Origin of the sequence: Oceanihabitans sediminis (assembly GCF_003337215.1) — a bacterium.
Taxonomy (GTDB): Bacteria; Bacteroidota; Bacteroidia; order Flavobacteriales; family Flavobacteriaceae; genus Oceanihabitans; species Oceanihabitans sediminis.
Genome location: NZ_QPIG01000004.1, coordinates 51,257 through 76,230, shown reverse-complemented (window position 1 = coordinate 76,230; position 24,974 = coordinate 51,257). Strand labels below are relative to the sequence as shown.

Annotated in this window: 25 protein-coding genes and 1 tRNA gene; 13 read left to right on the top strand and 13 right to left on the bottom strand. The window is 32.5% G+C overall.

Annotated elements, in window-relative coordinates; genetic code table 11:
• Window position 1: 1 nt before the first annotated feature.
• Genes mutL through DU428_RS10545 form a run of 4 tightly spaced genes read left to right on the top strand, consistent with a single transcriptional unit; the run spans window position 2 to window position 4,573 of the window.
• The gene (gene mutL, locus DU428_RS10560; protein WP_113966328.1) at window positions 2-1,855 is read left to right on the top strand and encodes a DNA mismatch repair endonuclease MutL; all 1,854 of its coding nucleotides are present in this window, start codon (window positions 2-4) and stop codon (window positions 1,853-1,855) included.
• 46 nt (window positions 1,856-1,901) lie between these two features.
• Window positions 1,902-2,651: a rhomboid family intramembrane serine protease gene (locus DU428_RS10555; RefSeq protein ID WP_072350778.1), complete on the top strand. Its 750-nt coding sequence runs from the start codon at window positions 1,902-1,904 to the stop codon at window positions 2,649-2,651.
• Window positions 2,651-3,514 (top strand): rhomboid family intramembrane serine protease, encoded by an 864-nt coding sequence (locus tag DU428_RS10550; protein WP_072350779.1) that lies wholly within the window; start codon window positions 2,651-2,653, stop codon window positions 3,512-3,514. The genes DU428_RS10555 and DU428_RS10550 overlap by 1 nt, the downstream gene beginning before the upstream one ends.
• Before the next feature lie 33 nt (window positions 3,515-3,547).
• Window positions 3,548-4,573 carry an endonuclease/exonuclease/phosphatase family protein gene (locus tag DU428_RS10545; RefSeq protein WP_113966327.1) on the top strand — a complete coding sequence of 342 codons (1,026 nt, stop codon included), beginning with the start codon at window positions 3,548-3,550 and terminating at the stop codon, window positions 4,571-4,573.
• 31 nt (window positions 4,574-4,604) lie between these two features.
• On the opposite strand, the gene DU428_RS10540 is transcribed toward DU428_RS10545, so the two are convergent.
• From DU428_RS10540 to DU428_RS10480, 13 genes are all read right to left on the bottom strand, one after another.
• Window positions 4,605-4,913 (bottom strand): DUF6122 family protein, encoded by a 309-nt coding sequence (locus tag DU428_RS10540; RefSeq protein ID WP_113966326.1) that lies wholly within the window; start codon window positions 4,911-4,913, stop codon window positions 4,605-4,607.
• Complete coding sequence (locus DU428_RS10535) at window positions 4,913-5,536, bottom strand: WbqC family protein (RefSeq protein ID WP_072350782.1); 624 nt, start codon at window positions 5,534-5,536, stop codon at window positions 4,913-4,915. The genes DU428_RS10540 and DU428_RS10535 overlap by 1 nt, the downstream gene beginning before the upstream one ends.
• 26 nt (window positions 5,537-5,562) lie before the next feature.
• Window positions 5,563-7,161 (bottom strand): signal peptidase I, encoded by a 1,599-nt coding sequence (gene lepB / locus DU428_RS10530; RefSeq protein ID WP_072350783.1) that lies wholly within the window; start codon window positions 7,159-7,161, stop codon window positions 5,563-5,565.
• Between the two features lie 75 nt (window positions 7,162-7,236).
• Window positions 7,237-7,935 carry a 4-hydroxy-tetrahydrodipicolinate reductase gene (gene dapB, locus DU428_RS10525; RefSeq protein WP_072350784.1) on the bottom strand — a complete coding sequence of 233 codons (699 nt, stop codon included), beginning with the start codon at window positions 7,933-7,935 and terminating at the stop codon, window positions 7,237-7,239.
• Window positions 7,936-7,938: 3 nt separating this feature from the next.
• Window positions 7,939-8,532 (bottom strand): DUF5683 domain-containing protein, encoded by a 594-nt coding sequence (locus DU428_RS10520; protein ID WP_113966325.1) that lies wholly within the window; start codon window positions 8,530-8,532, stop codon window positions 7,939-7,941.
• Window positions 8,522-9,427, bottom strand: coding sequence for a ParB/RepB/Spo0J family partition protein (locus DU428_RS10515; RefSeq protein WP_072350786.1), 906 nt, complete (start codon window positions 9,425-9,427; stop codon window positions 8,522-8,524). The genes DU428_RS10520 and DU428_RS10515 overlap by 11 nt, the downstream gene beginning before the upstream one ends.
• A gap of 3 nt (window positions 9,428-9,430) precedes the next feature.
• Window positions 9,431-10,195 carry a ParA family protein gene (locus tag DU428_RS10510; protein WP_072350787.1) on the bottom strand — a complete coding sequence of 255 codons (765 nt, stop codon included), beginning with the start codon at window positions 10,193-10,195 and terminating at the stop codon, window positions 9,431-9,433.
• Between the two features lie 324 nt (window positions 10,196-10,519).
• Window positions 10,520-12,649 (bottom strand): methylmalonyl-CoA mutase, encoded by a 2,130-nt coding sequence (scpA, locus tag DU428_RS10505; RefSeq protein ID WP_072350856.1) that lies wholly within the window; start codon window positions 12,647-12,649, stop codon window positions 10,520-10,522.
• Window positions 12,650-12,655: 6 nt separating this feature from the next.
• Complete coding sequence (locus DU428_RS10500; protein WP_072350788.1) at window positions 12,656-13,285, bottom strand: hypothetical protein; 630 nt, start codon at window positions 13,283-13,285, stop codon at window positions 12,656-12,658.
• A 15-nt stretch (window positions 13,286-13,300) separates the two neighbouring features.
• Complete coding sequence (locus tag DU428_RS10495) at window positions 13,301-14,677, bottom strand: methylmalonyl-CoA mutase subunit beta (protein ID WP_113966414.1); 1,377 nt, start codon at window positions 14,675-14,677, stop codon at window positions 13,301-13,303.
• Window positions 14,677-14,976 (bottom strand): FtsB family cell division protein, encoded by a 300-nt coding sequence (locus DU428_RS10490; protein ID WP_072350789.1) that lies wholly within the window; start codon window positions 14,974-14,976, stop codon window positions 14,677-14,679. Before DU428_RS10490 ends, DU428_RS10495 begins: the two co-directional genes overlap by 1 nt.
• Window positions 14,976-15,584, bottom strand: coding sequence for a uridine kinase (gene udk, locus DU428_RS10485; RefSeq protein WP_113966324.1), 609 nt, complete (start codon window positions 15,582-15,584; stop codon window positions 14,976-14,978). The genes DU428_RS10490 and udk overlap by 1 nt, the downstream gene beginning before the upstream one ends.
• 36 nt (window positions 15,585-15,620) lie before the next feature.
• Window positions 15,621-16,727 carry a PQQ-dependent sugar dehydrogenase gene (locus DU428_RS10480; RefSeq protein ID WP_072350858.1) on the bottom strand — a complete coding sequence of 369 codons (1,107 nt, stop codon included), beginning with the start codon at window positions 16,725-16,727 and terminating at the stop codon, window positions 15,621-15,623.
• A gap of 115 nt (window positions 16,728-16,842) precedes the next feature.
• On the opposite strand from DU428_RS10480, the gene DU428_RS10475 reads away from it, so the two are divergent.
• The 9 genes from DU428_RS10475 (at window position 16,843) to DU428_RS10435 (ending at window position 24,973) form a co-directional block, all read left to right on the top strand.
• Window positions 16,843-16,917: transfer RNA gene (locus DU428_RS10475), tRNA-Pro, on the top strand.
• Between the two features lie 351 nt (window positions 16,918-17,268).
• A complete protein-coding gene (locus tag DU428_RS10470; RefSeq protein ID WP_072350791.1) occupies window positions 17,269-17,697 on the top strand; it encodes an FKBP-type peptidyl-prolyl cis-trans isomerase in 429 nt (142 codons plus the stop codon).
• Between the two features lie 377 nt (window positions 17,698-18,074).
• Window positions 18,075-18,854, top strand: a complete 780-nt coding sequence (nagB, locus tag DU428_RS10465; protein WP_113966323.1) for a glucosamine-6-phosphate deaminase — start codon at window positions 18,075-18,077, stop codon at window positions 18,852-18,854.
• Window positions 18,855-19,208: 354 nt separating this feature from the next.
• A complete protein-coding gene (locus DU428_RS10460) occupies window positions 19,209-19,922 on the top strand; it encodes a pirin family protein (RefSeq protein ID WP_113966322.1) in 714 nt (237 codons plus the stop codon).
• A gap of 75 nt (window positions 19,923-19,997) precedes the next feature.
• Window positions 19,998-20,519: a YceI family protein gene (locus DU428_RS10455; RefSeq protein ID WP_072350793.1), complete on the top strand. Its 522-nt coding sequence runs from the start codon at window positions 19,998-20,000 to the stop codon at window positions 20,517-20,519.
• Window positions 20,520-20,960: 441 nt separating this feature from the next.
• A complete protein-coding gene (tyrS, locus tag DU428_RS10450) occupies window positions 20,961-22,163 on the top strand; it encodes a tyrosine--tRNA ligase (RefSeq protein WP_072350794.1) in 1,203 nt (400 codons plus the stop codon).
• 164 nt (window positions 22,164-22,327) lie between these two features.
• The gene (locus DU428_RS10445; RefSeq protein WP_072350795.1) at window positions 22,328-22,906 is read left to right on the top strand and encodes an MliC family protein; all 579 of its coding nucleotides are present in this window, start codon (window positions 22,328-22,330) and stop codon (window positions 22,904-22,906) included.
• Window positions 22,907-23,058: 152 nt separating this feature from the next.
• A complete protein-coding gene (locus tag DU428_RS10440) occupies window positions 23,059-24,573 on the top strand; it encodes a sensor histidine kinase (protein WP_083585060.1) in 1,515 nt (504 codons plus the stop codon).
• Window positions 24,566-24,973 carry a response regulator gene (locus DU428_RS10435; RefSeq protein WP_072350796.1) on the top strand — a complete coding sequence of 136 codons (408 nt, stop codon included), beginning with the start codon at window positions 24,566-24,568 and terminating at the stop codon, window positions 24,971-24,973. Before DU428_RS10440 ends, DU428_RS10435 begins: the two co-directional genes overlap by 8 nt.
• Window position 24,974: the final 1 nt, after the last annotated feature.

The following is a 24,974-nucleotide window of genomic DNA, read 5'->3' as shown; positions in this document are numbered from 1 at the left end:
TATGTCAGATATTATTCAACTTTTACCAGATCATGTTGCTAACCAAATAGCGGCAGGCGAAGTCGTACAGCGTCCTGCTTCGGTAGTGAAAGAATTACTAGAAAACGCTATTGATGCTCATGCTACAAGCATTAAGCTAATTGTAAAAGATGCTGGTAAAACTTTAATTCAAGTTATAGACGATGGCGAAGGAATGAGTGCTACAGATGCTCGTTTAAGTTTTGAACGCCATGCAACTTCCAAAATTCGTACTGCAGATGATCTTTTTAAGTTAAATACAAAAGGTTTTCGTGGGGAAGCCTTGGCTAGTATTGCAGCGATTGCACATGTAGAATTAAAAACCAAGCAGGAAGAAGATGAAGTTGGAACAAGTATTATTATTGAAGGAAGTGAAGTAGTAGAGCAGGAGGTAGTGGTAACCCCTAAAGGAACTTCGATTGCTGTCAAGAATTTGTTTTTTAATATTCCAGCACGAAGAAATTTTTTAAAATCGAATACCGTAGAATTACGCCATATTGTAGATGAGTTTCACCGAGTAGCTTTAGCACATCCTAATATTGCTTTTGCTATGTATCATAACGGAAGTGAAGTTTTTATGCTTCCGGAAAGTAACTACAGACAGCGTATTGTTAATATCTTTGGAAACAAAACAAATGAAAAGTTAGTACCTGTTAATGAAGATACTGAAGTTATTAAGATTTCAGGATTTGTGGGAAAACCAGAATATGCCAAGAAATCTAGAGGAGAACAGTTTTTCTTTGTAAACAATAGGTTTATAAAGAGTGCATATTTAAATCATGCAATTGCTTCCGCTTTTGAAGGTTTATTGAAAGACGGAGCGCATGCGAGCTATTTCTTAAATTTAGAAGTGAATCCGCAAACCATAGATATAAATATTCACCCAACAAAAACCGAAATAAAATTTGATGATGAGCATACTTTATATGCCATTTTAAGAGCTTCGGTAAAACATAGTTTAGGGCAATTTAATATAGCACCAGTTTTAGATTTTGACCGTGATGCCGATTTAGATACGCCTTATGACTATCAAAACAAAGGAGTTAAAGTGCCTGTAATTGAAGTGGATAAAGGCTTTAACCCTTTTCAAGAGGAAAGAACTGCGAGTAATACGCAAACGCGTTCCTTTAAAAAAGAGCCTGCTGGTTCCAGGGAAGGTCTTTATGTTGGATTAGAATCTAAAGGAACAAAATCACAAAAAGATTTTAGTGAGGTTCGTTATGAAAGTGATGAGAAAACGGCTTCTATGTTTCAAAATGAAAATGAAGTAGAACAGCAGCAATCCACCTATCAGCTACATAACAAGTATATTATTAGCAAGATAAAATCAGGTATGCTTCTTATAGATCAGCATAAAGCACATCAGCGTATTTTATATGAAGATTTTCTTCAATATATAACGGTGAAAGAAGCAATGAGTCAACAACTATTGTTCCCTTTGCAATTACATTTTTCACCGCAAGAAATAGCTATTATCAAACAGGTTAAAGAAGATTTAGAACATACAGGATTTATGTTTGATAATATTACTGAAGACGGATTAGAAATTACTGGTGTGCCTGTTAGTGTGCCAGAGAGTGAGGTTTCTATTATTTTAGAACAGCTAATTAGCGACGTAGAAAATGAGGTGCCAGATAGTAACTTTAGCGCTGCAGATTTACTTGCAAAATCCATGTCTAAAAGCTTGGCAATTAAAACAGGACAAGGTTTAACCATGCAAGAGCAAGAGCATTTAGTTAATAAACTCTTTGCTTGTAAGGAGCCTAGTGTTTCGCCAACAAACAAACCAACTTTTATCACTATGAATATAGATGAGTTGGATAGAAAGTTTTTATAAATACAAGTTTAATTAAAATAGGTTTCCAGTTTCTCGGAATATACATATGAATAGAATTACAGACACAGTAAAGCATCTTATCATCATAAACGTAATTATGTTTATAGGTACGATGACTATTGGTGGCGGACAATTATTTTATGATTGGTTTGCTTTATATTTTCCTAAAAATGAAGCCTTTCAGCCGTGGCAAATTATAACGCATATGTTTATGCATGGTGGTTTTACACATTTACTTTTTAATATGTTTGCCTTATGGATGTTTGGTACTGCCGTAGAGCAAGTTCTTGGAAGTAAGAAGTTTCTGTTTATTTATTTGTCTGCGGGTTTAGGAGCTTTATTATTTCAGTTAGGGTTTTATTATTTTAATTATATACCAACTTTTAACGAGTTAGTAAATTCAGGATTAACTAGTGAAGAGATTGTGCGTATGGTTTCTTCCAATCAAGTTACTTCGCAAATAAGTGATAGCCAGTTAGCAAATCTTAAAAGCATTTTTCCTATTTATAATGCATCCATGGTTGGGGCTTCTGGTTGTATTATGGGGGTTTTGGCAGCTTTTGGTATGATGAATCCAGAAGCAAAATTGATGATGATTTTTCTGCCAATACCTATAAAAGCCAAATACTTTATACCAGGAATTATCTTATTAGATGTTGTTTCTGCACTATCAGGGCAATCTTTTTTTAGTCCGAGTAATACAGCATATATGGCTCACGTTGGTGGAGCAATAACAGGTTTTCTTATTATGTGGTATTGGAAACGAAATCAGTTTAACCAAAATCGTTGGGATTAATGAATAATTTCACGCAAGATTTTCAGCATAAATTTAAGCAGCTAAATGTTTTTGAAAAACTAATAGCTGTAAATATTGTTGTTTTTATACTAGCACAAATTTTAAGGTTTGCCTTAAAAACAAGCTCTAGTTTAGCTTGGTTTGAGTTACCGAGTGATATTTATGCGTTTTTAATGCAACCATGGAGTATCATAACTTATGCCTTTGTACATTATGAGTTTATTCACACACTATTCAATTTACTATGGCTGTATTTTATAGGTAGGATGTTTCTAAATATGCTTCCTACTAAACTAGCTTTAAACGTATATTTTCTAGGTATTATTTTTGGTGCTTTAGCCTTTTTATTGGGGTATAATTTATTACCAGGATTTTTTAATCCTAGCTCAAAATTAGTTGGAGCATCTGCAGGAGTAAGAGCATTAATTATTTTTATGTGTGCTTATATACCTAATATGGATTTACGATTCTTCACCTTTAATATCAAATTAAAACATATCGGGATTGCCATTGTTGCTATAGATTTTTTAGGGTTATTTGGAGCAAATGCAGGAGGAAACTTAGCGCATTTTGGTGGTAGTATTTTAGGATATTTTTATGCCACACAATTCACCAAAGGAAAAGATATAGGTAAAGGTTTTGAAAAGTATATGGATAGTTTTATGGCTTTATTTAAAAATAAACCTAGTAATTTAAAAACCGTTCATAAAAAGAAAGGAAAAGTCGCAGGATATACTAAAGAAGAATTTCAAGAGTTTAATAACCAAAAGAAGATTGATATTATCCTAGATAAGATTAGTAAAAGCGGTTACGATAGTTTAACAAAAGAGGAAAAGGAACTTTTATTTAGAGCAGGGAAGTAGACGCTAAAGTTAGTTTGCTGTTTTAACCAACATATGAAAAAATTAAACTTTATTAATAAAATTGTATTCTTCTTCAACTCTGTTGCGGCCACACTTTTATTGCTTTCGTATGTTTTACCTTTTATTCCTCCAAAGACATTTTCAGTACTTTCTGTTTTAAGTTTGGCTGTACCATTTTTGATATTGGTTAATGCATTGTTTTTTCTGTATTGGTTGCTAAAAGTCCAAAAGCAGTTCTTTTTATCTTTTGTTGTTTTAGTAGTCGGTTATTTGTATTTCGGCTCCTTATATAAATTTTCTACTCCCGCTGAAATAGATAAAGAGAATAGCCTAAGTGTAATGAATTATAATGTTAGGCTTTTTAATTTATACGATTGGATAGAGGATAAAGATACACAAGTCAAACTAGTGGACTTTATTAAAGATAAAGCACCCGATGTAGTAAGTTTCCAAGAGTATCATCCGCATATAGATATAGATTTATCTTTCTTTAAATATAAATACGAAAAACTTTCAGGAAAAAGAAATAAGATTGGGCAAGCGATTTTCTCACAGTATCCAATCATAAACTCTGGTTCTATTTCATTTCCTAAAACTTCTAATAATGCCATTTTTGTGGACATTGTAAAGAAAAAAGATACTATACGTGTATATAATATTCATTTACAATCTTTGAAAATAGACACGAAAGTTGAAGCTATTTCTCAAGAGAATTCTGAGCGTTTGGTGAAGCGAATTGGGAATTCTTTTAAGATGCAGCAAGAACAAACAGAAATGTTCTTAAAACATAAAAACAAGTCTAAACACAAGGTTATTGTTTGTGGCGATTTAAATAATACTGCGTTTTCTTATGTTTATAAAGAAATAAGCGAAGGCTTAACCGATGCGTTTAAAGTGGCAGGAAATGGTTTCGGAAGAACCTATGACTTTAAATTTTTCCCTACAAGAATAGATTTTATTTTAGTTGATAATCATTTTGAAGTAGATGCTTTCAAAACTTATGATGTGCATTATTCCGATCACTTTCCTGTAATGGCAAAACTTTCTTTCAAAGATTAAGTTCGTCTTTTAAAATCTTCCCTAGAAATTATTACATAAAAGAACAATCTACATAATCTGCTAGGATGTGAATACTTAATCCTAACCCTACTAATCTTGTTTTGTTAGGAATTAATAGCAATACATAAACCGCCATAGCATAGTAAGTGTGCAAAGGGTGGAAGTTAATACTACATCTATTCGGGTCAAACATTGGCGTAGCTAATAAGTGATCTAGATCTATTAAAATACCAGCAGCCATTATTAAATAAGCAATTTTCCAATTAGACTTAAAGAATATAAGTGCGACAACTAGTGGAAAACCGAAGTGAATACCATAATGTAGAAAGGCTTGTAGCATTATAAGTGTTTATATTGGTTTTCTAAATAACTTATAGCGTTTGGGCCCTCGTGAAATAATAAATCTAAGATGCTTAAATTAGAGATAAATCCATGCTTATCGTCAAAAATTTGCGTGTATTTATCAAAAGCGTATTTAGGTTCTTTTCTAGAATTTGCTAAATGTCTAAAGTCAGACTTGTTAGTAATTGTTTTTTGAAATACTTCTGTTTCTGAAGTGTTTACTTCCAATTGTAGACATTCTAAAACGGTTTCAAAGCACTTTATATTGAAATCTAAAAGATACTCTGCTTCCTCAGTAAATAAGGGCTGAATATCATCTTCATAAAATTCAAAATAAGGAGAAGTTCTATAAGCAGTTTCAAGTGATTTCCAATGTATAGATTGCCATTTTTCTGTATTAGCAATCTTTATGTCCCTATACATTTGTCTGTCTTTATGCGAGTGAATTATAGGAATGCTCAATTGCAGCTTTCCGTTGGCAGCATAAATAAAAGTTCTATTTCTATAGGTTTGCTTTTGGTAATTATCGTGCATTTCAAAAACTAAATCGTCTGCAGCATGCAGTATAGCAGTGAAATTCGCGATATTTGGAAAATACGTTGGGTGAATAACAGCACTCATTCGTTTCAGGTTTTTACTTTTAGAAATTAGCTATTTGCTTCTTTTCTTTTTCTCCATTTACCGTAGCCATACCATCCTGCTAGTAAAATTAAGAATGGTATTAAGTATGAAACACGTTCTCCGCTACCTCCAACAGTTGTAAATACTCTATCCCAACGAATTTTGTTTGCAATTCCTTGTCCGTTAGCATCCCAACTAAACCAAATAAATACAGGCTTGCCTACTACGTGATCCCAAGGTACAAATCCCCAGGTTCTAGAATCTTGAGAGTCATGTCTGTTATCTCCCATTAACCAATAATAGTCTTGTTTAAAGGTGTATTTGGTAGCTAATTCTCCATTAATAAATATTTGATTCCCTTTAACTTGAAGCGTATTATTTTCGTATTCAGTAATAATACGTTTGTAAATTGGCAATACATCTAAATTAATGTCTATAGTTGCTCCTTTTTCAGGAATATATAAAGCACCCATGTAGTCATTGTTCCAAGGGTAATTAGGGTCGTGAGGGAAAATGCTTGGGTTACGTTTTCCTTCTTCTTCTTTTAAAGGAATAATTTGATCTACTTTCGGGTTATGCTTGAATTTCTCTAAATCTCCTGAATAAATTCCCATGAATTTATAAACGTCTTGATCTACTTTTCCAACTCTATTAGGGTTCATATCATACCTGTCATGTAGGTATTGCAGATTGAAATCTTGGTTGTTCTTAGTTTTTACTAAATAGGAAAACTGAAGCTTCGCTCTATCCGGTAATTCATTTTGCTTTCCGTTGATATATACATATCCATCACGAATAGATAAACTGTCTCCAGGGATACCCACACAACGTTTTACGTAGTTTGTTTTCTTATCAATAGGTTTGTAATAATTTCTTTCTGCTGGCATATACATATTGTATAAAGTATCTACCGGCCAGTTGAAAACTACAATATCATTACGTTTAATTTTCTGAAATCCAGGAATTCTTAAATATGGTAAGGATAGCTTATTGATGAAAGAAGTGTTTTTGTTTTCTACATTATCATCATATAAGTAAGATTTCTTATTAATAATAGGAATAGTATCATGTACCATAGGTGCTGAAACTGCAGTCATAGGTACACGAGCTCCATAATGAAACTTACTAACGAATAAAAAGTCACCTACTAATAAAGATTTCTCTAATGAAGAAGTAGGGATAGTATATGGTTGAATAAAATAAGTATGTACAATAGTTGCTGCTACAATAGCAAATAACACAGAGCTTACCCAATCGCCAGACGAAGATTTAGGCTGTAAGCTTCTGTCTTTAATATGTTCTACATCTGCCGCGTAGTTTAAGTAGTAATTATAAAAACCTAAAGAAACAATTGCAAGAAAGGTATCTAGATATTGGTTTTTACCGAAACTTCTCGCTGTTTCTACCCAAATTACTGGAAACATAATCAGGTTTACGATAGGTAAAAATAATAGAATGGTATAGTACCAAGGTCTGTTTATAATTTTCATTAAAACTACCGCGTTGTAAACAGGAACAAAAGCTTCCCATGCTTGTCTACCAGCTTTTATATATAATTTCCAAGTACCTAATCCGTGGATTACTTGAATAATAAGGAAAATGATAAGTAATTGCGTTAATGTCATAATTTATATAATGCTAATTGCATGAAGCAATTAATGGTTATTCTACTGTTTTAAGCAGTACAAATATATTATTACTTAGTTAATATTTAGCACATCTTTCATGCTAAACACCCCTGTTTTACCTAAAAGCCATTCTGCAGCAACTACAGCACCAAGAGCAAAACCTTCTCTGCTGTGGGCCGTGTGTTTAATATCAATGGTATCTACTTTGCTTTGGTAAGTTACAGTGTGTGTGCCAGGAACTGCATCTATTCTTTTTGCTGTAATAGGTAAAGCATCTTCTTTATTCGGTTCTAAACTCCATCCGTTTAAATTCGAATATTCTTTAATAATTCCGTTAGCAAGTGTGATTGCCGTTCCGCTAGGAGCATCTAGTTTTTGTGTATGATGAATTTCTTCAATAGAAACATTATATTCTTTTAAAGAATGCATCATTTTTGCTAGCGTATTATTCAGTTCGAAGAAAATGTTTACCCCTAGACTAAAGTTAGAAGCATAGATAAATGCACCTTTTTTTTCTTCACATAAAGCTACAGCTTTATCATAATTTTCAAGCCAACCTGTGGTTCCGGAAATTACAGGAATATTGTTATTTAAACAGTGCGTGATGTTATTAAAAGCAGCTGTTGGAATACTAAAATCAATAGCAATATCTGCTTTGCTAATATCGTAATCTTCGTTATTGGTTTTAATTACAATAGAATGACCACGTTGTATAGCGATTTGCTCAATGGTTTTTCCCATTTTTCCGTAGCCAAGTAGTGCAATTTTCATTATTTAAAATTTAAAGTTTACGGTAAGACCTACATCACCAGAATTGTCAAATTCATTAAGTTTATAATGTGGCATAAAAGTTAGATTTTCATCTACATTAAACTGAAGTAAATGTGCATCTACATTCGCCCAAACAATGTTTAATACGTAAACACCGGCAGTTACCAAAAGCGATAATTCTTTGTTTCTTTTTAATGTTTTTTGGGCTTCCTCTAAACCTTTATCTGTCACCGAACCATAAAATTCATCATCTTGAAAACCTGCTAACCTACGTTTGTAAGCCTCTCGGTATCTTTTATAATCATTATGATTGTTGATGTAAAAATAGGTTCCGGCACCAAGACCTGCGTAAATTACAGGAACCTTCCAATATTGTTTAAGGTGTATATGCCCTAAGCCAGGTAAGACGGCAGAGTAGAATGCAGCTCGAGCAGGCGAAAGCGGGTCTATGGCATCTTTGGTGTCTAATTCTCCTTCGATAATAAGCCCTTCTTCTAGTTTTTGCTTTTCTGCTTTATTTTCTTTTTTTTCTTGCGCTAAAGCGGAAAACTGAAAACAAAAACAAAAAGCTACTAATATGAAAATTCTACTTTTCACGCTGTAACAACCTTTTAATTCTGTTGAAATCTTCTTCCGAATGAAAAGGAATGGTTATTTTTCCTTTTCCGTTAGAAGAAACTTTAACGTCTATTTTATGTCCGAAGTATTCTGAAAAATCTTTAATTCCTGTTTTTACAAACTTAGGTAATGCAGGTTTGTCTTTCTTAGGAACACTTACTTCTTGTGAGGAATTATAGTTTCTTACAAGCGTTTCTGTATCTCTAACAGAAAGTTTGTTTTCTACAATTTTTCCGTAAATTTCTAACTGAACATCTTGATCCTCAATATTAATAATTGCACGACCATGGCCCATAGAAATAAAGCCATCGCGCATTCCTGTTTGAATAATCGGATCTAGTTTTAATAAACGTAAATAGTTAGCAATAGTTGATCGTTTTTTACCAACACGCTCGCTCATTTCCTCTTGTGTTAATTGAATTTCGTCAATTAAACGTTGGTAGGATAATGCGATTTCGATTGGGTCTAAATCCTGACGTTGAATGTTTTCAACCAGTGCCATTTCCAGGCTTTCTTGGTCGTTTGCAATTCGTATATATGCAGGAACCGTAGCTAAACCTATAAGTTTACTAGCACGGAAACGACGCTCTCCAGATACTAATTGGTATTTGTTAAAAGCAAGTTTTCTTACTGTTATTGGTTGAATAACACCAAGCTCTTTGATTGAGGAAGCTAATTCACGAAGCGATTCTTCATTAAAATTAGTACGTGGTTGAAATGGGTTCACTTCAATTAAGTCTAATTCTAACTCTACAATATTACCAATTACCTTGTCTGCATCTTTGTCTTTTGCTGATTGTATATCGTTGCTAGGATCTTTTAAAAGAGCTGAAAGCCCTCTTCCTAAAGCTTGTTTCTTCGTTGCCTTCGCCATTTTCTAAGAGTTTTTTGTAATAATTTCTTTTGCAAGACTTAAATAATTACTTGCACCTTTACTGGAAGCGTCATAATTAATAATGCTTTCACCATAACTTGGAGCCTCACTTAAACGTACATTACGTTGGATGATGGTGTTAAAAACCATATCGTTAAAGTGCTTTTGTACTTCTTCTACTACCTGATTAGATAAGCGTAAACGCGAATCGTACATAGTAAGTAAAAGTCCTTCAATATCTAATTCTGTATTGTGAATTTTTTGAACACTTTTTATGGTGTTTAATAATTTTCCTAAACCTTCTAATGCAAAATATTCACATTGTATTGGGATAATAACCGAGTCTGCAGCTGTTAAAGCGTTTAATGTTAATAAGCCTAAAGAAGGAGCACAATCGATTAAAATATAGTCATAATCATCTTTAACTTCTTCTAATGCTGTTTTTAGCATATATTCTCTCTGGTCCTTATCAACTAATTCAATTTCAATTGCAACTAGGTCAATATGAGCAGGTATTATATCTAGGTTTGGAGTTTCTGTTTTTACAATAGCTTGTCTAGAGGAATTGGTATGTTCTAAAAGTTGATAAGTACCAACTTCTACTTCTTCAACATTTATACCTAATCCAGAAGTCGCATTTGCTTGCGGATCTGCATCTATCAGTAATACTTTCTTTTCAAGCACACCTAGGGAGGCTGCTAAGTTTATAGAGGTAGTTGTTTTTCCAACACCACCTTTTTGATTAGCAATAGCTATAATTTTACCCATTAATTTGATTTGATTTTAGGAGAATCAAAAATACGATTATTTATGAGTAAATAAAACGGAAGTTGTTAACACTTGGTTAAAACAAAGTCAAAAAAGCAGATTTGTTTTGCGAAGCCCCAAAAACAAACAATCGTTTAGAAGAAAGTTTTTAATATTTTCTTTTAAACGATTGTTAATCTAGATGCTTCAGGTGTTTATGTTAGATGAAAAACAAAGAAATTCCTCCGATTAAAACGGAAACTATTGTCATAATTATCACCAATAACCATCTTTTTTTATCAGACATAAACTAGAATTTCTTTGTAAAAATAGAAGAGAATTTATTTATTCGTCAATTAAGATTTCTAAGATTTTAATTGCTGCATCGCTAATTTTAGTTCCAGGTCCAAATACAGCAACTGCACCAGCATCAAATAGATATTGATAATCTTGTTTTGGTATTACTCCACCAACAATTACCATAATATCTTCACGGCCATAGTTTTTAAGTTCTTCAATTACTTGTGGAACTAATGTTTTGTGTCCTGCTGCTAAAGAAGAAACACCAAGAATATGAACATCGTTTTCTACCGCTTGTTTGGCAGCTTCTTTAGGTGTTTGGAATAAGGGGCCTATATCTACGTCAAAACCAACATCGGCATAACCAGTTGCAACAACTTTTGCTCCACGATCATGGCCATCTTGACCCATTTTTGCAATCATAATTCTAGGCCTTCTACCTTCTAATTCTGCAAATTGGTTTGCCATTTCTTTTGCTGTAGCAAAAGATTTGTCATCTTTTATTTCTTTACTATACACGCCAGAAAATGATTTTATTTGTGCTTTATATCTTCCAAAAGCTACTTCTAAAGCATCACTAATTTCACCTAATGTTGCTCTTTCTCGAGCAGCTTCTACAGCTAAAGATAGTAAGTTTTCTTTTCCTGTTTTAGCAGCTTCGGTTAAATTAGCTAAAGCTTCTTTTACTTTTTCGTTATTTCTTTCGGCTTTAATTTTGTTTAAGCTAGCTATTTGTTGGTTTCTAACGGTTTGGTTGTCTACTTCTAAAGTTGCAATTGCAGCTTCTTCCGCTAGTCTATATTTATTAACACCAACAATAATATCTTGACCAGAATCTATTCTAGCTTGTTTTCTTGCCGCAGCTTCTTCAATTCTAATTTTTGGAATTCCAGCTTCAATAGCTTTGGTCATTCCGCCTAGTTCTTCCACCTCTTCAATTAAAGTCCAAGCTTTTTGTGCGATATCATGAGTAAGTTTTTCAACATAATAACTACCAGCCCAAGGGTCTACTGTCTTGGTGATATTGGTTTCTTCTTGTAAGAATATTTGCGTGTTTCTTGCTATTCTTGCAGAGAAATCGGTTGGTAAAGCAATGGCTTCGTCTAAGGCATTAGTATGTAAGGACTGTGTTCCTCCAAAAGCAGCTGCTGCAGCTTCTACAGTTGTTCTAGCTACGTTATTAAAAGGATCTTGCTCTGTTAAGCTCCATCCAGAAGTTTGGCAATGCGTTCTTAGAGCAAGAGATTTTTCGTTTTTTGGCTGGAATTGTTTTACCAATTTAGCCCAAAGTATTCTTGCTGCACGCATTTTGGCGATTTCCATGAAATGGTTCATCCCAATTGCCCAGAAAAAAGAAAGTCTAGGAGCAAAGGTGTCAATATCCATTCCGGCATCTAAACCTTTTCTTATATATTCTAATCCGTCTGCTAAAGTGTAAGCTAACTCAATATCACAAGTTGCACCAGCTTCCTGCATATGGTAACCCGAAATACTAATACTATTGAATTTCGGCATGTTTTTGCTCGTATACTCAAAAATATCTGATATGATTTTCATGGAAGGAGTAGGAGGGTAGATGTATGTGTTTCTTACCATAAACTCCTTTAAAATATCGTTTTGAATAGTACCTGCAAGTTGTTCTGGTTTAACTCCTTGTTCTTCAGCAGCAACAATATAAAAGGCCATGATTGGCAAAACGGCTCCGTTCATGGTCATGGAAACCGACATTTTATCTAAAGGAATCTGATCGAAAAGCACTTTCATGTCTTCAACAGAATCTATTGCAACACCTGCTTTTCCTACATCTCCAACCACTCTTTCGTGATCGGAGTCATAGCCTCTATGTGTAGCCAAATCGAAGGCAACGGAAAGTCCTTTTTGTCCAGCAGCAAGGTTTCTTCTGTAAAAGGCATTACTTTCTTCTGCAGTTGAAAAACCTGCGTACTGTCTGATAGTCCATGGTCTACGAACGTACATGGTACTGTATGGGCCACGAAGGTTTGGAGCAATTCCTGCAACAAAACCGATGTGCTCTACATCTTTTAAATCCTCTTCTGTGTAATTCTGTTTTACAGGAATATCTTCCGCAGTATTGAAAAGCTCCTTTTTGGTATTCGCTTCTTTACTTTTAGAATGGTATGTTTTAAGAGTAATATGTTGAACTTTCTTGCGCATATTCATTTATTTCCTAGCTGGACGCTTGTTAAAATCTACTTTAGTGTTTTCTGCTGGTTTATTTTCAGCTTCTAAATCCATGTTTAAAATTGCTGAATAATAATATTCTAAAGCTACATACATTGCTAAATACTTATCGTTTCCTACAGTATGTGCGTTTCTTTGTAGTGGCGGGTTAATTAATTCTTTTTTAAGGCTATTGGTAGAAAGCAATGCATTAAAAGTTGTTTTTAATCCGCTCTCTTGAATTTTTTCTGTAAAGCAATCAAATACAGGATTGTTATAATTAACTCCGTTATCATTTAAAAATCCTGCATCTTTTAAAGCTGAAGCTAATTCTACAGAATGTTGCGTTGCAATTTTAGCATAGTCTGGAGTTCTAGAGGCTGCTTGTCTTGTAAAAGTATTAATAGATAAGACTAAGTTGTTTCGATGGTTATTATACGATGCAGCAATATCACTTTCAAAAGAATATAATGCTTCATTTAAAAGTTTACTATCTACATCTGTACAGGATAATACTTGAGGTTTTTCAGCAAATTTATAATTTGAAAATGTCGGAGTGTTTTCTTGTTTACAGCTAGAAAGGTTAATAATTAAGATTACCAATAAAAGTTTAATACTAAAAGTTTTCATGATGATTTAATTAATTTAATTTTCTGTTTTTAATCGTTCTTGTTCTATGTTTTCTGCCAATCTTTTTTCAATGATTGGTGAGATAAGTGTTTTTCTGATATTTGTTTTAACAAAAGGGAATAACTCTAATTCCTCTTTCATTTTATCTGCTTTATTTGGATGCTTATTGGTTCCTAAAAGCACCATCTTTCCGGCATCTAATTGCTCTTTTTCTTTAGCAGCGCTTTCTTTTATTTTACGCTGAATTGTGCCTTCTTTTAGTTGGTGTAGTAAACCACCTTGTTCTTCGATATCTTTAAATAATTCTAAGGATTTCTCTGCAAGTTGATTGGTCAGGCTTTCTATATAATATGATCCATCAGAAGCATTTTCTACAGCATCAAAATAGCTTTCGTTTTTTAATACTAATAATTGGTTTCTTGCAATACGATCTGAAAACTCATTGTCTTTATGGTAAATGGCGTCGTAAGCTAAATTGCAAACAGCATCTGCGTTACCAAGAATAGCACTCATACATTCGGTAGTTGTGCGAAGCATGTTTGTATTATAGTCGTAGATGGTTTTATTTCGTTTTGAAGGTGTTGCAACAATATGGCAAGTAGCTTCTATATTATATTCTGAAACTAATGCATCAAATAAAACTCGTAAAGCACGAAGTTTTGCTATTTCAAAAAAATAGTTTGTGCCAACAGCAACATTGAAAACACAAGTTAGTTCTTGGTTTTTTGTTTCGCTAGCTTCCTTGTTGTTGTATAAAAGATTTAGGTATTCGTTAGTTTTTGCAAGTGCGTACGCTAGTTGCTGTACCATGGTTGCTCCTGCATTTTGATAAAGAGAAACATCTATACTAAAACTGTTGGTTTCCTTAACAATAGCTTCAAATTGTGTATGGTCTTCCTTTAAGTTACTGAACCAATTTCCGGTTCTAGCAAGATTACCAATAATATCTGTAAAAATATATATTCCAGCTTTTGAAGGGATTTGAGATAATTGTTTTACAAATGCAGCATCTAAAAACTCTAGTTTGAAATATAGAATGGTTTTATCAAGATCTATATTTTGAAGTAAATCTTTAATAGAAACTTCCGCATTCGGAAGAATAAATTGTAGACTTTCTGCACCTCTGTTTAATACATCTAAAGCTTTTTGGTTACTTAAAGCTACATCGTGCACAAAAATACTTTGGCAGATAGACCATTTTATGTCATTTGAAATCTTATGGAAAGGAGCTTCAAATTCATCGGCATGATAAAACGGTTTTACGTCTATACCTTGGTTTGTTTTCCAAATAAGTGTTTCGTTATAGTCTGCACCTTTAAGGTCTACTTGTATTTTTTGTTTCCATTCTTTGGAAGAAACTTTTTCAAAACCTGTAAACAGTTTTTTATTCATCATTTCTTTGTTTTTAAGCTGTCTTCATATTCTATTATATAAATGTCTTCGTTTTGACGTTTCATATAATATTCTTCTCTAGCAAATTTTTCTAAACCTTCGTCTGTACTTAATTTTTTAAGCTCTTTTTTATCTTTTTGAATTTCTTTAATATAAAAATCTTTTTCAACTTCTAGTTCGTCTAGCTCATTATTTAGTTCTCTGTGAATTAAATAGGAATTTGCATCAAAGAAAAGCATCCAAATAACAAAGGATATAAAAATAAAAACATACTTTTTTTCTTTTATCCTTTTAAACATTAGCTAATTTTTTCGTTTATGATTGTTTTTACAATATCTACAGCAACGGTGTTGTATTTGTTGTTAGGTATGATAATATCTGCATACTCTTTCATTGGTTCAATGAACTGCTGATGCATTGGTTTTAGTGTGTTTTGGTAACGGGTAAGCACTTCGTTTATATCTCTTCCGCGTTCTGCGATATCACGTTTTAAACGTCTTATTAAACGCTCGTCGCTGTCTGCATGTACAAATATTTTAATATCAAACATATCTCTTAATTCTGGATTTGTAAGTATTAAAATACCTTCAACTATCATTACTTTTCTAGGAAGCGTTTTAATTGTGTCGCCGGTTCTATTATGTTTTACAAAAGAATAAACGGGTTGCTCAATGGGATTGCCATTTTTTAATTCTTTTAAGTGATCTACTAATAGTTCAAAATCGATGCTTCTAGGGTGATCAAAGTTGATTTTTACACGCTCGTCATAAGAAAGGTGAGTGGTGTCTTGGTAATATGAGTCTTGAGATATGATACCGACTTCTCCTTCAGGTAATTGATTTAAAATCTGATCTACAACGGTTGTTTTTCCGCAACCTGTTCCTCCGGCTATTCCTATTATAAGCATGAAATTATGTTTTTATATAAGAGCACAAATTTAATATTAATTCTTCGGAATAATTTTAACAATCCCAACATTTTCCACCCCGACGTAAATATAACCATTTGGACCTTGTCTTATACTGCGAACTCTTCCAATTTTGTCAAGCAGCCTTTCTTCTTTAATAACTTTGTTTTTTTTTATAACACATCTATTTAAATATTGAAACTTTAAGGAGCCTATTAAAAGGTTTCCTTTCCAGTTAGGGTAGATGTCACTTGTAATAAAAGCCATGCCGCTTGGTGCAATGGAAGGATCCCAGTAATATATTGGCTGTTGGGTTCCTGGCATTCTAGTTTTATCTGAAATTTTTGTTCCGTAATAATTGATGCCATAAGTTACAAGCGGCCAGCCATAGTTTTTTCCAGATTGAATAATATTGATTTCGTCTCCACCTTTTGGTCCGTGTTCATGCGACCAAATTTCGCCGGTTTCTGGGTGAATCACCATACCTTGTGGATTTCTATGTCCGTAACTAAAAATAGCTTTTTTAGCATTTGGATTATTTAAAAAGGGATTGTCTTTAGGAATACTACCATCATCATTTAGTCTGTAGATCTTTCCTCCATCACGACTAAGATCTTGCGGATTAACATCTCTTTCGCCTCGATCCCCAATAGAAAAATAGAGGTGGTTATTAGCGTCAAAAGCTATTCTCGAACCAAAATGCTGACCTGCCGTTGTGTTGGGAGTTGCTGTATAAAGAACTTCTTGATTGCTTAGTTTGTTGCCCTCTAGTTTTGCTCTCATGATAGAAGTGTTGGCTCCTTTATTCGTATCATTAGATGCAGCGTAAGTAATATAAATCCAACCGTTATTTTTGTAGTTTGGATGGAGTTTTATGTCCATTAACCCACCTTGACCAAGGACTTCTATTTTGGGTAATCCGCTAATTATTGATTTTTTTCCATTTTTATAATGAATCATTCTTCCTGATTTCTCATTTATTAGCATAGAACCGTCTGGAAGAAACTCAAATCCCCATGGATTTTGTAATTCTGGAACAATAATTTCATAAGAATGATTTTTATTTACCGGATTTTTGTCTTGTGCACAAGAGCTGAAACTTATTGAAAATAATATAGTTATAAGGAGTGATATCTGTTTCATCATTTAAAAAAATAAAATCTATTCACAATTTACTTCTTTTTATTGTTTGTTTATAAAGAAAATCTATATATTTGCACCTCGAAATTCACTATTTGTGATTTCTAGATAACCAATTCGGGGTGTAGCGTAGCCCGGTTATCGCGCCGCGTTTGGGACGCGGAGGTCGCAGGTTCGAATCCTGCCACCCCGACAAAACAATATACAAAAAGAAACTAAAACCTTGTAAATCATATGATTTACAAGGTTTTATGGTTTTTTTGGCTTCCTAAGTATTTATTCTACATAGAAAATGCGATACAAGTTGATACTAGATTATAAGTTAATACACAGTTAGTAGTGGGTTAATTATAGAAAGTAAATTTCGCATGGAATGTGATTTCCGCTATACTATGTAGTTTAATCTTTTAGTAACCTAAATATTTAAAAAGATATAATAAAGTTAAGTTTTTCTTAATTTATATTGAAAAATCGCATATTCTCCTAATATTCAATATATAAATAATAGCTTTGCACTTTATTTATTAAAATTTTAAAAATATTTATGAGTCAAGTAAAAGAAAAAGACACGGTAAAAGTACATTACACAGGAAAATTAAGTAATGGTCAAGTTTTTGACAGTTCGTTAGAGCGTGAACCTTTAGAGTTTACATTAGGTGAAGGTATGTTGATTCCTGGTTTTGAAAAAGCTGTTATCGATATGAAAGTGAATGATAAAAAAACAGTAGAGATTCCTGTAAATGAGGCTTATGGTGAGGTTCGTGAAGAATTATTTCACAAAGTTGATAAAGCTCAGTTACCTCAAGAGTTGGAACCACAAGTAGGTTTAGGTTTAGTTTCAAAAAGTGAAGACGGAAGAGAGCACCAATTTAGAATTGCAGAGGTTAATGAAGATCATATCGTAGTTGATGGAAATCACCCTTTAGCTGGTCAAGATTTAGTTTTTGATTTAGAGTTAGTTGAGATCAAATAATCATCTATCATTATAATATAAAAAGCCATTTACAAGTTTTGTAAATGGCTTTTTTTTTGCAGAAAGAATACTAGAATACTCTTCAATTTTTCAAGATAATTGACAGGGTTACACCAGTTGAAATAACTAAAAAATATGCTGCTCTATAAAAAAACTATCAAATATTATTTAATTGCTTAAGAAACATGATCGTTTTATAAGTTGTTTAAATTCATGTGTCTATGGTTTTTTTTTGTTGGAAAAACGTAATAAGGTATGTGATGAACTCATATAAAAGTAGTATTTTTGCAACCTTTTATTTTATTAAGCAGAATATTATTTGATATTTTTTTGAAGCTTTTAATCATCATAGCAAATAGCAATAGTTTTAACCAATTATGAATTATAGTACTGACAATCTTACTCAAGTTAATCTTACATTGTATAAAAATGCCGAGGAGGCTTCTATATATACTGCAAATACAATAGCAGCACTTATATCAAGGAAACAAAAAGAAGGTAAGCATGCAGTATTAGGTTTGGCTACAGGAAATACACCAAAGCGAGTTTATCAGGAATTAATTCGTATGCATAATGATGAAGGTTTAAGTTTTCAGAATGTTATAAGCTTTAATCTTGATGAGTACTTCCCAATAAATGCAGGAGACTCTCAAAGTTATACTTATTTTATGGAGCAAAATTTGTTTGCTCATGTAGATATTAAGTCTTCAAATATTCATATCCCACATGTAGATGGTTCTTCAACTGATATTTCAAAGTATTGTAATGAATATGAAGAAAAAATAGCAAGTTATGGTGGTTTAGATTTACAATTATTAGGAATTGGTCGCAATGGTCATATTGGTTTTAATGAACCACGCTCTAGTTTCGATTCTATTACACGATTAGTTAATTTACACCCTGTAACAAGAGAAGATGCAAAATCAGATTTTGGAACTTTAGAGAATGTTCCGCAACAAGCTATAAGCATGGGAATAAATACAATTCTGCAAGCAAAGAAAATACTCTTACTAGCTTTAGGACAAAGAAAATCTGAAATCATAAACAAGGCTATTTATGGCGCTGTTTCTATAGATACTCCAGCATCTATTCTACAATCATTACCACAAGTAGAGTATATATTAGATAGTGATGCAGCGGCATTAATTCAAAAATAGTTATTAAGACATTTTGGTCTTTATACATTCTTGTGGCCGTAGTTTTAGTTAATGAGCTTTTTCATCTTTTAATAAAAGATTATTTCTAAAACTTATAATGAACTTCTTTATAGGTTACGTTGATTTCTATTACTTAAAACTCAGTTAAATACTGTCTTCGGGTACTAAAATATTAGATTTTTACTATAATATCGGATTTTCATAAGTCTATCCCTCTTTTTTATATTCTGCACGTTTTTAATGTGTTATATCTTTGTGCCATACTTAAAGCAATAATCAGCTATCGTTAAAAATTACGATAATTTGATGCGGCAAGTAGGATTTTATTAATTATCAAATAAAAAGAGATAGACTATGAACACAATAATTCACAAAGCAGAAACTAGAGGACACGCAAATCACGGTTGGTTAAACTCACATCACACTTTCAGTTTTGCTAACTATTATAACCCAGAGCGTATGAATTTTGGTGTGTTACGAGTATTAAACGATGATACGGTAGCAGCCGGAATGGGATTTGGTACGCACCCACACGATAATATGGAAATTATTTCCATCCCTTTAGAAGGTGATTTAGAACACAAAGATAGTATGGGGAATGTGGCTGTTATAAAAGAAGGAGACGTGCAGGTATTAACTGCAGGAACAGGAATCACACATTCCGAGTACAATAAAAACAAAGACAAGGAAGTAAAGTTTCTTCAAATTTGGGTTTTTCCAAAAGAAAGAAATCTAGATCCACGATACGATCAAGTATCTATTAGAGACATCGCTAAGGAAAACGCTTTTTATCAAGTACTTTCTCCTAATAAAGACGATCAGGGAGTATATATTAATCAAGATGCTTGGTTTCATTTAGGGAAGTTTGAAAAAGGAAAATCGGATATCTACAAAATCAAAAAAGAAGGAAATGGAGTTTATGCCTTTATTCTTGAAGGTGAAGTAGAGATTGAAGGAGAAAAACTTTCTAGAAGAGACGGTATGGGGATTTGGGATATGGAGAGCATAGATGTAAAAGCATCGGAAAATGCACGAGTACTTTTAATGGAAGTACCAATGTCAATATAATTCTATAACACAAGATTGATTATTCAGACGAATAATATAAACAAAAATTATTAGTAACAATAAAAACATATAAAAATGAGTAAAAACACAAACTGGTCATTAGACAACGCACATTCAGAAATAGCATTCAAAGTAAAACACATGATGATTTCTACCGTAACAGGTCACTTTGAAGACTTTGAAGCAACTGCAAAAACAGCTGGAGATGATTTTAAGAATGCAGATTTTAGCTTTAGTGCAAAAACAGCATCCATCAACACAAAAAACAAAGATAGAGATACCCATTTAAGATCGGATGATTTCTTTAATTCTGAAAAATTCCCTGAAATGAAATTCGTTTCAAAATCTTTCGACGGAGAAAAATTAGTAGGAGATTTAACGATAAGAGACATCACGAAAGAAGTTGTTTTAGACGCAGAATTAAATGGTGTAGCAGAAGATCCTTACGGACAAACAAAAGCTGGATTTGAAATGACAGGTACTATCAACAGAAAAGACTTCAACTTAACTTGGAGTGCAGTTACAGAAGCTGGAAGCATTGTGGTTTCAGATAAAGTAAAAATGGTTGTTGACGTACAGTTTACAAAACAAGCATAAACATAGCGGTTAATCTCTCTAAGGTTAATTTGGATTAGTAGCAAAGAGGCGGCGTAATAGTCGCCTCTTTTTTTTGAATACTTTTAGTTTTCAAAGCTACTACCATACAATCTATAGTACAGAAAAATGGTATTTAAGGCATTGTGACTAATTGTAATTGTTAAATGAAGCATAACTAGAGAGAGAAAGGTGTAAATCCTACAAAACAAAAAGTTGCATATCAGAATATTAAGATTTAATTTTGCAGTCGAGAATGAAAAATTTAAACAACATATTACGCTTACCATATTTCAGTACTTATTATTACCAAATAATAGCTGCTCGGTTTGACTATATATGTATTTTAAATAAATTCTGATATAAGAAATTTAATAAGTAAGTATAATAATTAAAAGCCCGGGCAATATTGCTCGGGCTTTTTTATTTTAAAAAATTAAGAAAATGATAAGTAATTTAAAAGAAAATGTAGAAATCATTCTTCCAGAAAACGGATTGGAAGAAAAATTAGAACAAGCAAAAAAGGACAATCGAAAGCTAATTATTAAACTTGGATTTGACCCTACAGCTCCAGATTTACATTTAGGGCATGCTGTTGTATTAAAGAAGTTGAAGCAATTTCAAGACTTAGGTCACCAAATCGTGATTTTAGTAGGAGATTTCACTGCTCAAATAGGAGATCCCACTGGTAAAAATAAGAGCAGGAAGCCACTGTCGGCAGCAGAGGTAAAACAGAATGCACAAACTTATCTAAATCAATTGTCTAAAATAATTGATACCGATAAGGTTAAAATCGTTTTTAATTCAGAATGGTTAGATAAACTATCTTTTACAGAAGTCATTCAGATTTTATCTAAGGTTACTGTTGCACAGTTAATGCATCGCAAAGATTTTAATAAGCGTTTTACCGAAAATTCGCCAATTGCCATGCACGAATTGGTGTACCCAATCCTTCAAGGGTTTGATTCTGTTGAAATAAAAGCAGATATCGAAATGGGTGGAACGGATCAGCTTTTTAATTGCACCATGGGAAGACAGTTGCAAGAAACCTTTGAAATGAACCCGCAGGTTGTAATGTGTATGCCATTATTGAAGGGGCTTGACGGCAAAGAGAAAATGAGTAAATCACTAAATAATATTATAGGTTTAACAGATGCGCCAAATGATATGTTTGGTAAAACCATGTCGATGCCAGATAGCTTAATAGAAGAGTTTTTAGATTTAGCTACAGATTTTTCCGTTTCAGAAAAAGAAGCTGTTAAAGCACGTTTGTCAAATGGAGAAAACCCAATGGAAATTAAAAAGCTCATAGCTAAAAACATTATTACTCAATACCATAATGAAGCAGAAGCTCAAAACGCAGAAGCATTCTTTATCAATCAATTTCAAAATAAAAAATTTGAAGAAAAAAGCTTTGAGTCTGTTTTAATTAATAGTCTTCAACAAGAAAATGGGATTATAAGTTTAGTAGATTTATGTGTGCAACTTAAAAAAGAGCAATCTAAATCTGCAGTGCGAAGACTTATAGAAAGTGGAGCTGTTAAAATTAATAACGAAAAAAATCTAGACCCGTTTGCGGAAATAGAATTAAAAAACGAGACGAAAATTAAAATAGGAAAACGAGATTTTTTCGAATTGAAAGCATAATAGAATTCTTTATATGGAAGTCGATAAAAAGGAAAAAAATCGTATATAATTACAGAAAGAATACATGGGGTTTATAAAGGTGTTGGCATAGTTTTTGGATAATTATTTCCTGTGGAAAACAACCGCAATAAACTGATTTTTAATAAAGAAATATTACCTAAAAAATGACAAAAAAAATTTTAACCTTCAGCATGCTAGCTACACTATTTTTTAATGCTTGTAAAGAAACTCCTAAACAAGAAAACGTAGAAACTGATGTAACAGAAACTGTTGAAACAATAGCAGATGATATTGTAACAACAACTACAATAAATAAAGACGGAAAGAAACTGGAAGTTGTATTTAATAATACAAGTGGAACAGCAACTTTCGATTTTGAAGGTGAAACGGTTACCTTAGAACAAGAAAAATCAGCTTCAGGATTTTGGTACAAAAATGATACTTATGAACTAAGAGGAAAAGGAAACAATATACAGTTGTCCAAAGGGGATGAGGTAGTTTTTGAACATGAAGATGATATTGTAGAAACTTCTCTGAAAGACGATAAAGGACAAACGCTTCATATGACTTTCAATAACACAGAAGGAACCTTAAAAGCTTATTTAAATGGTGGTGAACAAATTAATTTAGTTGCAGAAAAAGCAGCTTCAGGAATTTGGTATAAAAACGACCAATATGAATTAAGAGGAAAAGGGGTGAAGGTAGAATTAACAAAGGATGGAGAAACAGTTTTTAAAAACTAAACAACTTTATCTTCAAGTAAGATAAAAAAACGGTTTGAATTTTTTTTAAGCCGTTTTTTGTTATTCTTACTAAGAAATGGTATATTAAATATTATTTTTGTTGTTACATAAAATAATCGATAAACTTTTTATGCCTCAAGATCGACTTACTAATGAAGGACGTAGACAAAAAAATATTCTCACTAGAAGATTCACCTAGTAGTTTTAGCGAAACTAATAGGTTCCTAAATGTGGTGCAAGAAGCTATTGCAATAGGATCTTGGGAGTTGGATTTAGTAAATAAAAGCCTTTATTGGAGTCCTGTAACGAAAAAAATACACGAAGTAAATCCAGACTATATTCCAGAATATGAAAAAGCAGTAGAATTTTATACTGCTTTTAAAGAAAGAGAATTATTAGAGAAGGTTATTGAAAAAGCAATCGCTACTGGAGAAGAGTATGATATTGAAATACAATTAACAACAGCCAAAAACAATAAGAAATGGGTTCGAGCTATTGGTTACCCTGTTTTTAAAGCGGGTGTTTGTGTGAAGTTAATGGGAGTTCTTCAAGATATCACAGCAAAAACTAATGTGTATAATGAAACAGCTCTTAAAGAAAAACAAGTTAGAACTATTTTAGAACACGCACCAAACGGAGTGGCTGTGGTAGATTTAAATGATGATTTTTTATTAGCAAATAAAAGTTTTTGTGAGTTTTTAGGTTATAGTGAAAGAGACTTTTTAGAATTAAAATATGAAGAAGTAATTATACCGGGGCTTCGCGGTGAATGCAAAGATCTTACCAAAAAGATGATTGAAGGTTCTCTTAATAACTTCCAAATGGAAAAACAATACCTTCGAAAAAATGGAGAAACTGTTTATGGATTAACTTCCACTTCATTACTAAGAGATAAAAATAATGAACCATTATATTTTATAAAAAATATTATAGATATAAGTCATGCAAAAAAAGCAGAGCAAAGAATTAAGCAGCTTCATAAAACCACTGAAGAACAAAACCTACGACTTCTAAATTTTGCTCATATTGTTTCCCATAATTTAAGGTCTCATTCAGGAAATTTAACAATGCTTCTTGACTTAATGCAGGAAGATATTCCTTCTGCTACTCAAAACGAATATTTTCCTTTTTTAAATGATGCTGTAAAAAACTTATCGGAAACGATTGATAATCTGCATAAAGTTTCACTGATTAATAGTAATTTAAATGTAAAATTAGAACCTTTAAATCTACTAGAGTATACCGATAAGTCAATTAATAGTAGTAGGGCACTAATTTTAGAAACACGCTCTGAACTAAGTGTAAACATAGCAAGCGATATTAACGTTTTAGCAATTCCAGCATATTTAGATAGTATTTTGTTGAATATTATCACGAATGCTATTAAGTACAGACAAAAGGGACTTGACCCTAAAATAGAGGTTACAGCTACGGTTGATGAGAAATATGTGAAATTAGATATTTCCGATAACGGTCAAGGTATAAACCTGGATTTACATAAAGATAAAATGTTTGGTTTATACAAAACTTTCCATTCTCATGAAGATTCAAGAGGTTTGGGGCTGTTTATTACCAAAAACCAAATAGATGCTATAGGAGCAACTATTGATGTTACAAGTACTGTTAATAAAGGGAGTACCTTTACAATACACTTTTTGTATGAATAGAGCCAATTTAATATGCATAATAGACGATGATCCTATTTTTGTTTTTGCAGCAAAAAAGTGTCTTAAGGCATCTAATTTATGTGACAAAGTCTCTGTGTATAAAAATGGCTTAGAAGCTATAAACAATATTAAACTTGTGGCAGAATCGGGAGAAGTATTGCCGGATGTTATTTTTTTAGACATAAATATGCCAATTATGGATGGTTGGCAATTTTTAGATGAATTTATTAAGCTAAGAATCAGTAAGAATATTACGGTTTTTATTGTAAGTTCTTCTGTTGATCCAGCAGATATTGAAAAATCTGAAACTTATAGCGAGGTTCAAAGTTTTTTAGTAAAACCCATAAATAAAGTAAGTGTTCTAAAAGCATTGAGAGAGGTTTATGAAAAAAAAGTGTAAT

Coding starts and splice junctions, on each gene's coding strand:
- mutL (WP_113966328.1), top strand. CDS start 2: ATGTCAGATATTATTCAACTTTTACCAGATCATGTTGCTAACCAAATA.
- DU428_RS10555 (WP_072350778.1), top strand. CDS start 1,902: ATGAATAGAATTACAGACACAGTAAAGCATCTTATCATCATAAACGTA.
- DU428_RS10550 (WP_072350779.1), top strand. CDS start 2,651: ATGAATAATTTCACGCAAGATTTTCAGCATAAATTTAAGCAGCTAAAT.
- DU428_RS10545 (WP_113966327.1), top strand. CDS start 3,548: ATGAAAAAATTAAACTTTATTAATAAAATTGTATTCTTCTTCAACTCT.
- DU428_RS10540 (WP_113966326.1), bottom strand. CDS start 4,913: ATGCTACAAGCCTTTCTACATTATGGTATTCACTTCGGTTTTCCACTA.
- DU428_RS10535 (WP_072350782.1), bottom strand. CDS start 5,536: ATGAGTGCTGTTATTCACCCAACGTATTTTCCAAATATCGCGAATTTC.
- lepB (WP_072350783.1), bottom strand. CDS start 7,161: ATGACATTAACGCAATTACTTATCATTTTCCTTATTATTCAAGTAATC.
- dapB (WP_072350784.1), bottom strand. CDS start 7,935: ATGAAAATTGCACTACTTGGCTACGGAAAAATGGGAAAAACCATTGAG.
- DU428_RS10515 (WP_072350786.1), bottom strand. CDS start 9,427: ATGGCGAAGGCAACGAAGAAACAAGCTTTAGGAAGAGGGCTTTCAGCT.
- DU428_RS10510 (WP_072350787.1), bottom strand. CDS start 10,195: ATGGGTAAAATTATAGCTATTGCTAATCAAAAAGGTGGTGTTGGAAAA.
- scpA (WP_072350856.1), bottom strand. CDS start 12,649: ATGCGCAAGAAAGTTCAACATATTACTCTTAAAACATACCATTCTAAA.
- DU428_RS10500 (WP_072350788.1), bottom strand. CDS start 13,285: ATGAAAACTTTTAGTATTAAACTTTTATTGGTAATCTTAATTATTAAC.
- DU428_RS10495 (WP_113966414.1), bottom strand. CDS start 14,677: ATGAATAAAAAACTGTTTACAGGTTTTGAAAAAGTTTCTTCCAAAGAA.
- DU428_RS10490 (WP_072350789.1), bottom strand. CDS start 14,976: ATGTTTAAAAGGATAAAAGAAAAAAAGTATGTTTTTATTTTTATATCC.
- udk (WP_113966324.1), bottom strand. CDS start 15,584: ATGCTTATAATAGGAATAGCCGGAGGAACAGGTTGCGGAAAAACAACC.
- DU428_RS10480 (WP_072350858.1), bottom strand. CDS start 16,727: ATGAAACAGATATCACTCCTTATAACTATATTATTTTCAATAAGTTTC.
- DU428_RS10470 (WP_072350791.1), top strand. CDS start 17,269: ATGAGTCAAGTAAAAGAAAAAGACACGGTAAAAGTACATTACACAGGA.
- nagB (WP_113966323.1), top strand. CDS start 18,075: ATGAATTATAGTACTGACAATCTTACTCAAGTTAATCTTACATTGTAT.
- DU428_RS10460 (WP_113966322.1), top strand. CDS start 19,209: ATGAACACAATAATTCACAAAGCAGAAACTAGAGGACACGCAAATCAC.
- DU428_RS10455 (WP_072350793.1), top strand. CDS start 19,998: ATGAGTAAAAACACAAACTGGTCATTAGACAACGCACATTCAGAAATA.
- tyrS (WP_072350794.1), top strand. CDS start 20,961: ATGATAAGTAATTTAAAAGAAAATGTAGAAATCATTCTTCCAGAAAAC.
- DU428_RS10445 (WP_072350795.1), top strand. CDS start 22,328: ATGACAAAAAAAATTTTAACCTTCAGCATGCTAGCTACACTATTTTTT.
- DU428_RS10440 (WP_083585060.1), top strand. CDS start 23,059: ATGAAGGACGTAGACAAAAAAATATTCTCACTAGAAGATTCACCTAGT.
- DU428_RS10435 (WP_072350796.1), top strand. CDS start 24,566: ATGAATAGAGCCAATTTAATATGCATAATAGACGATGATCCTATTTTT.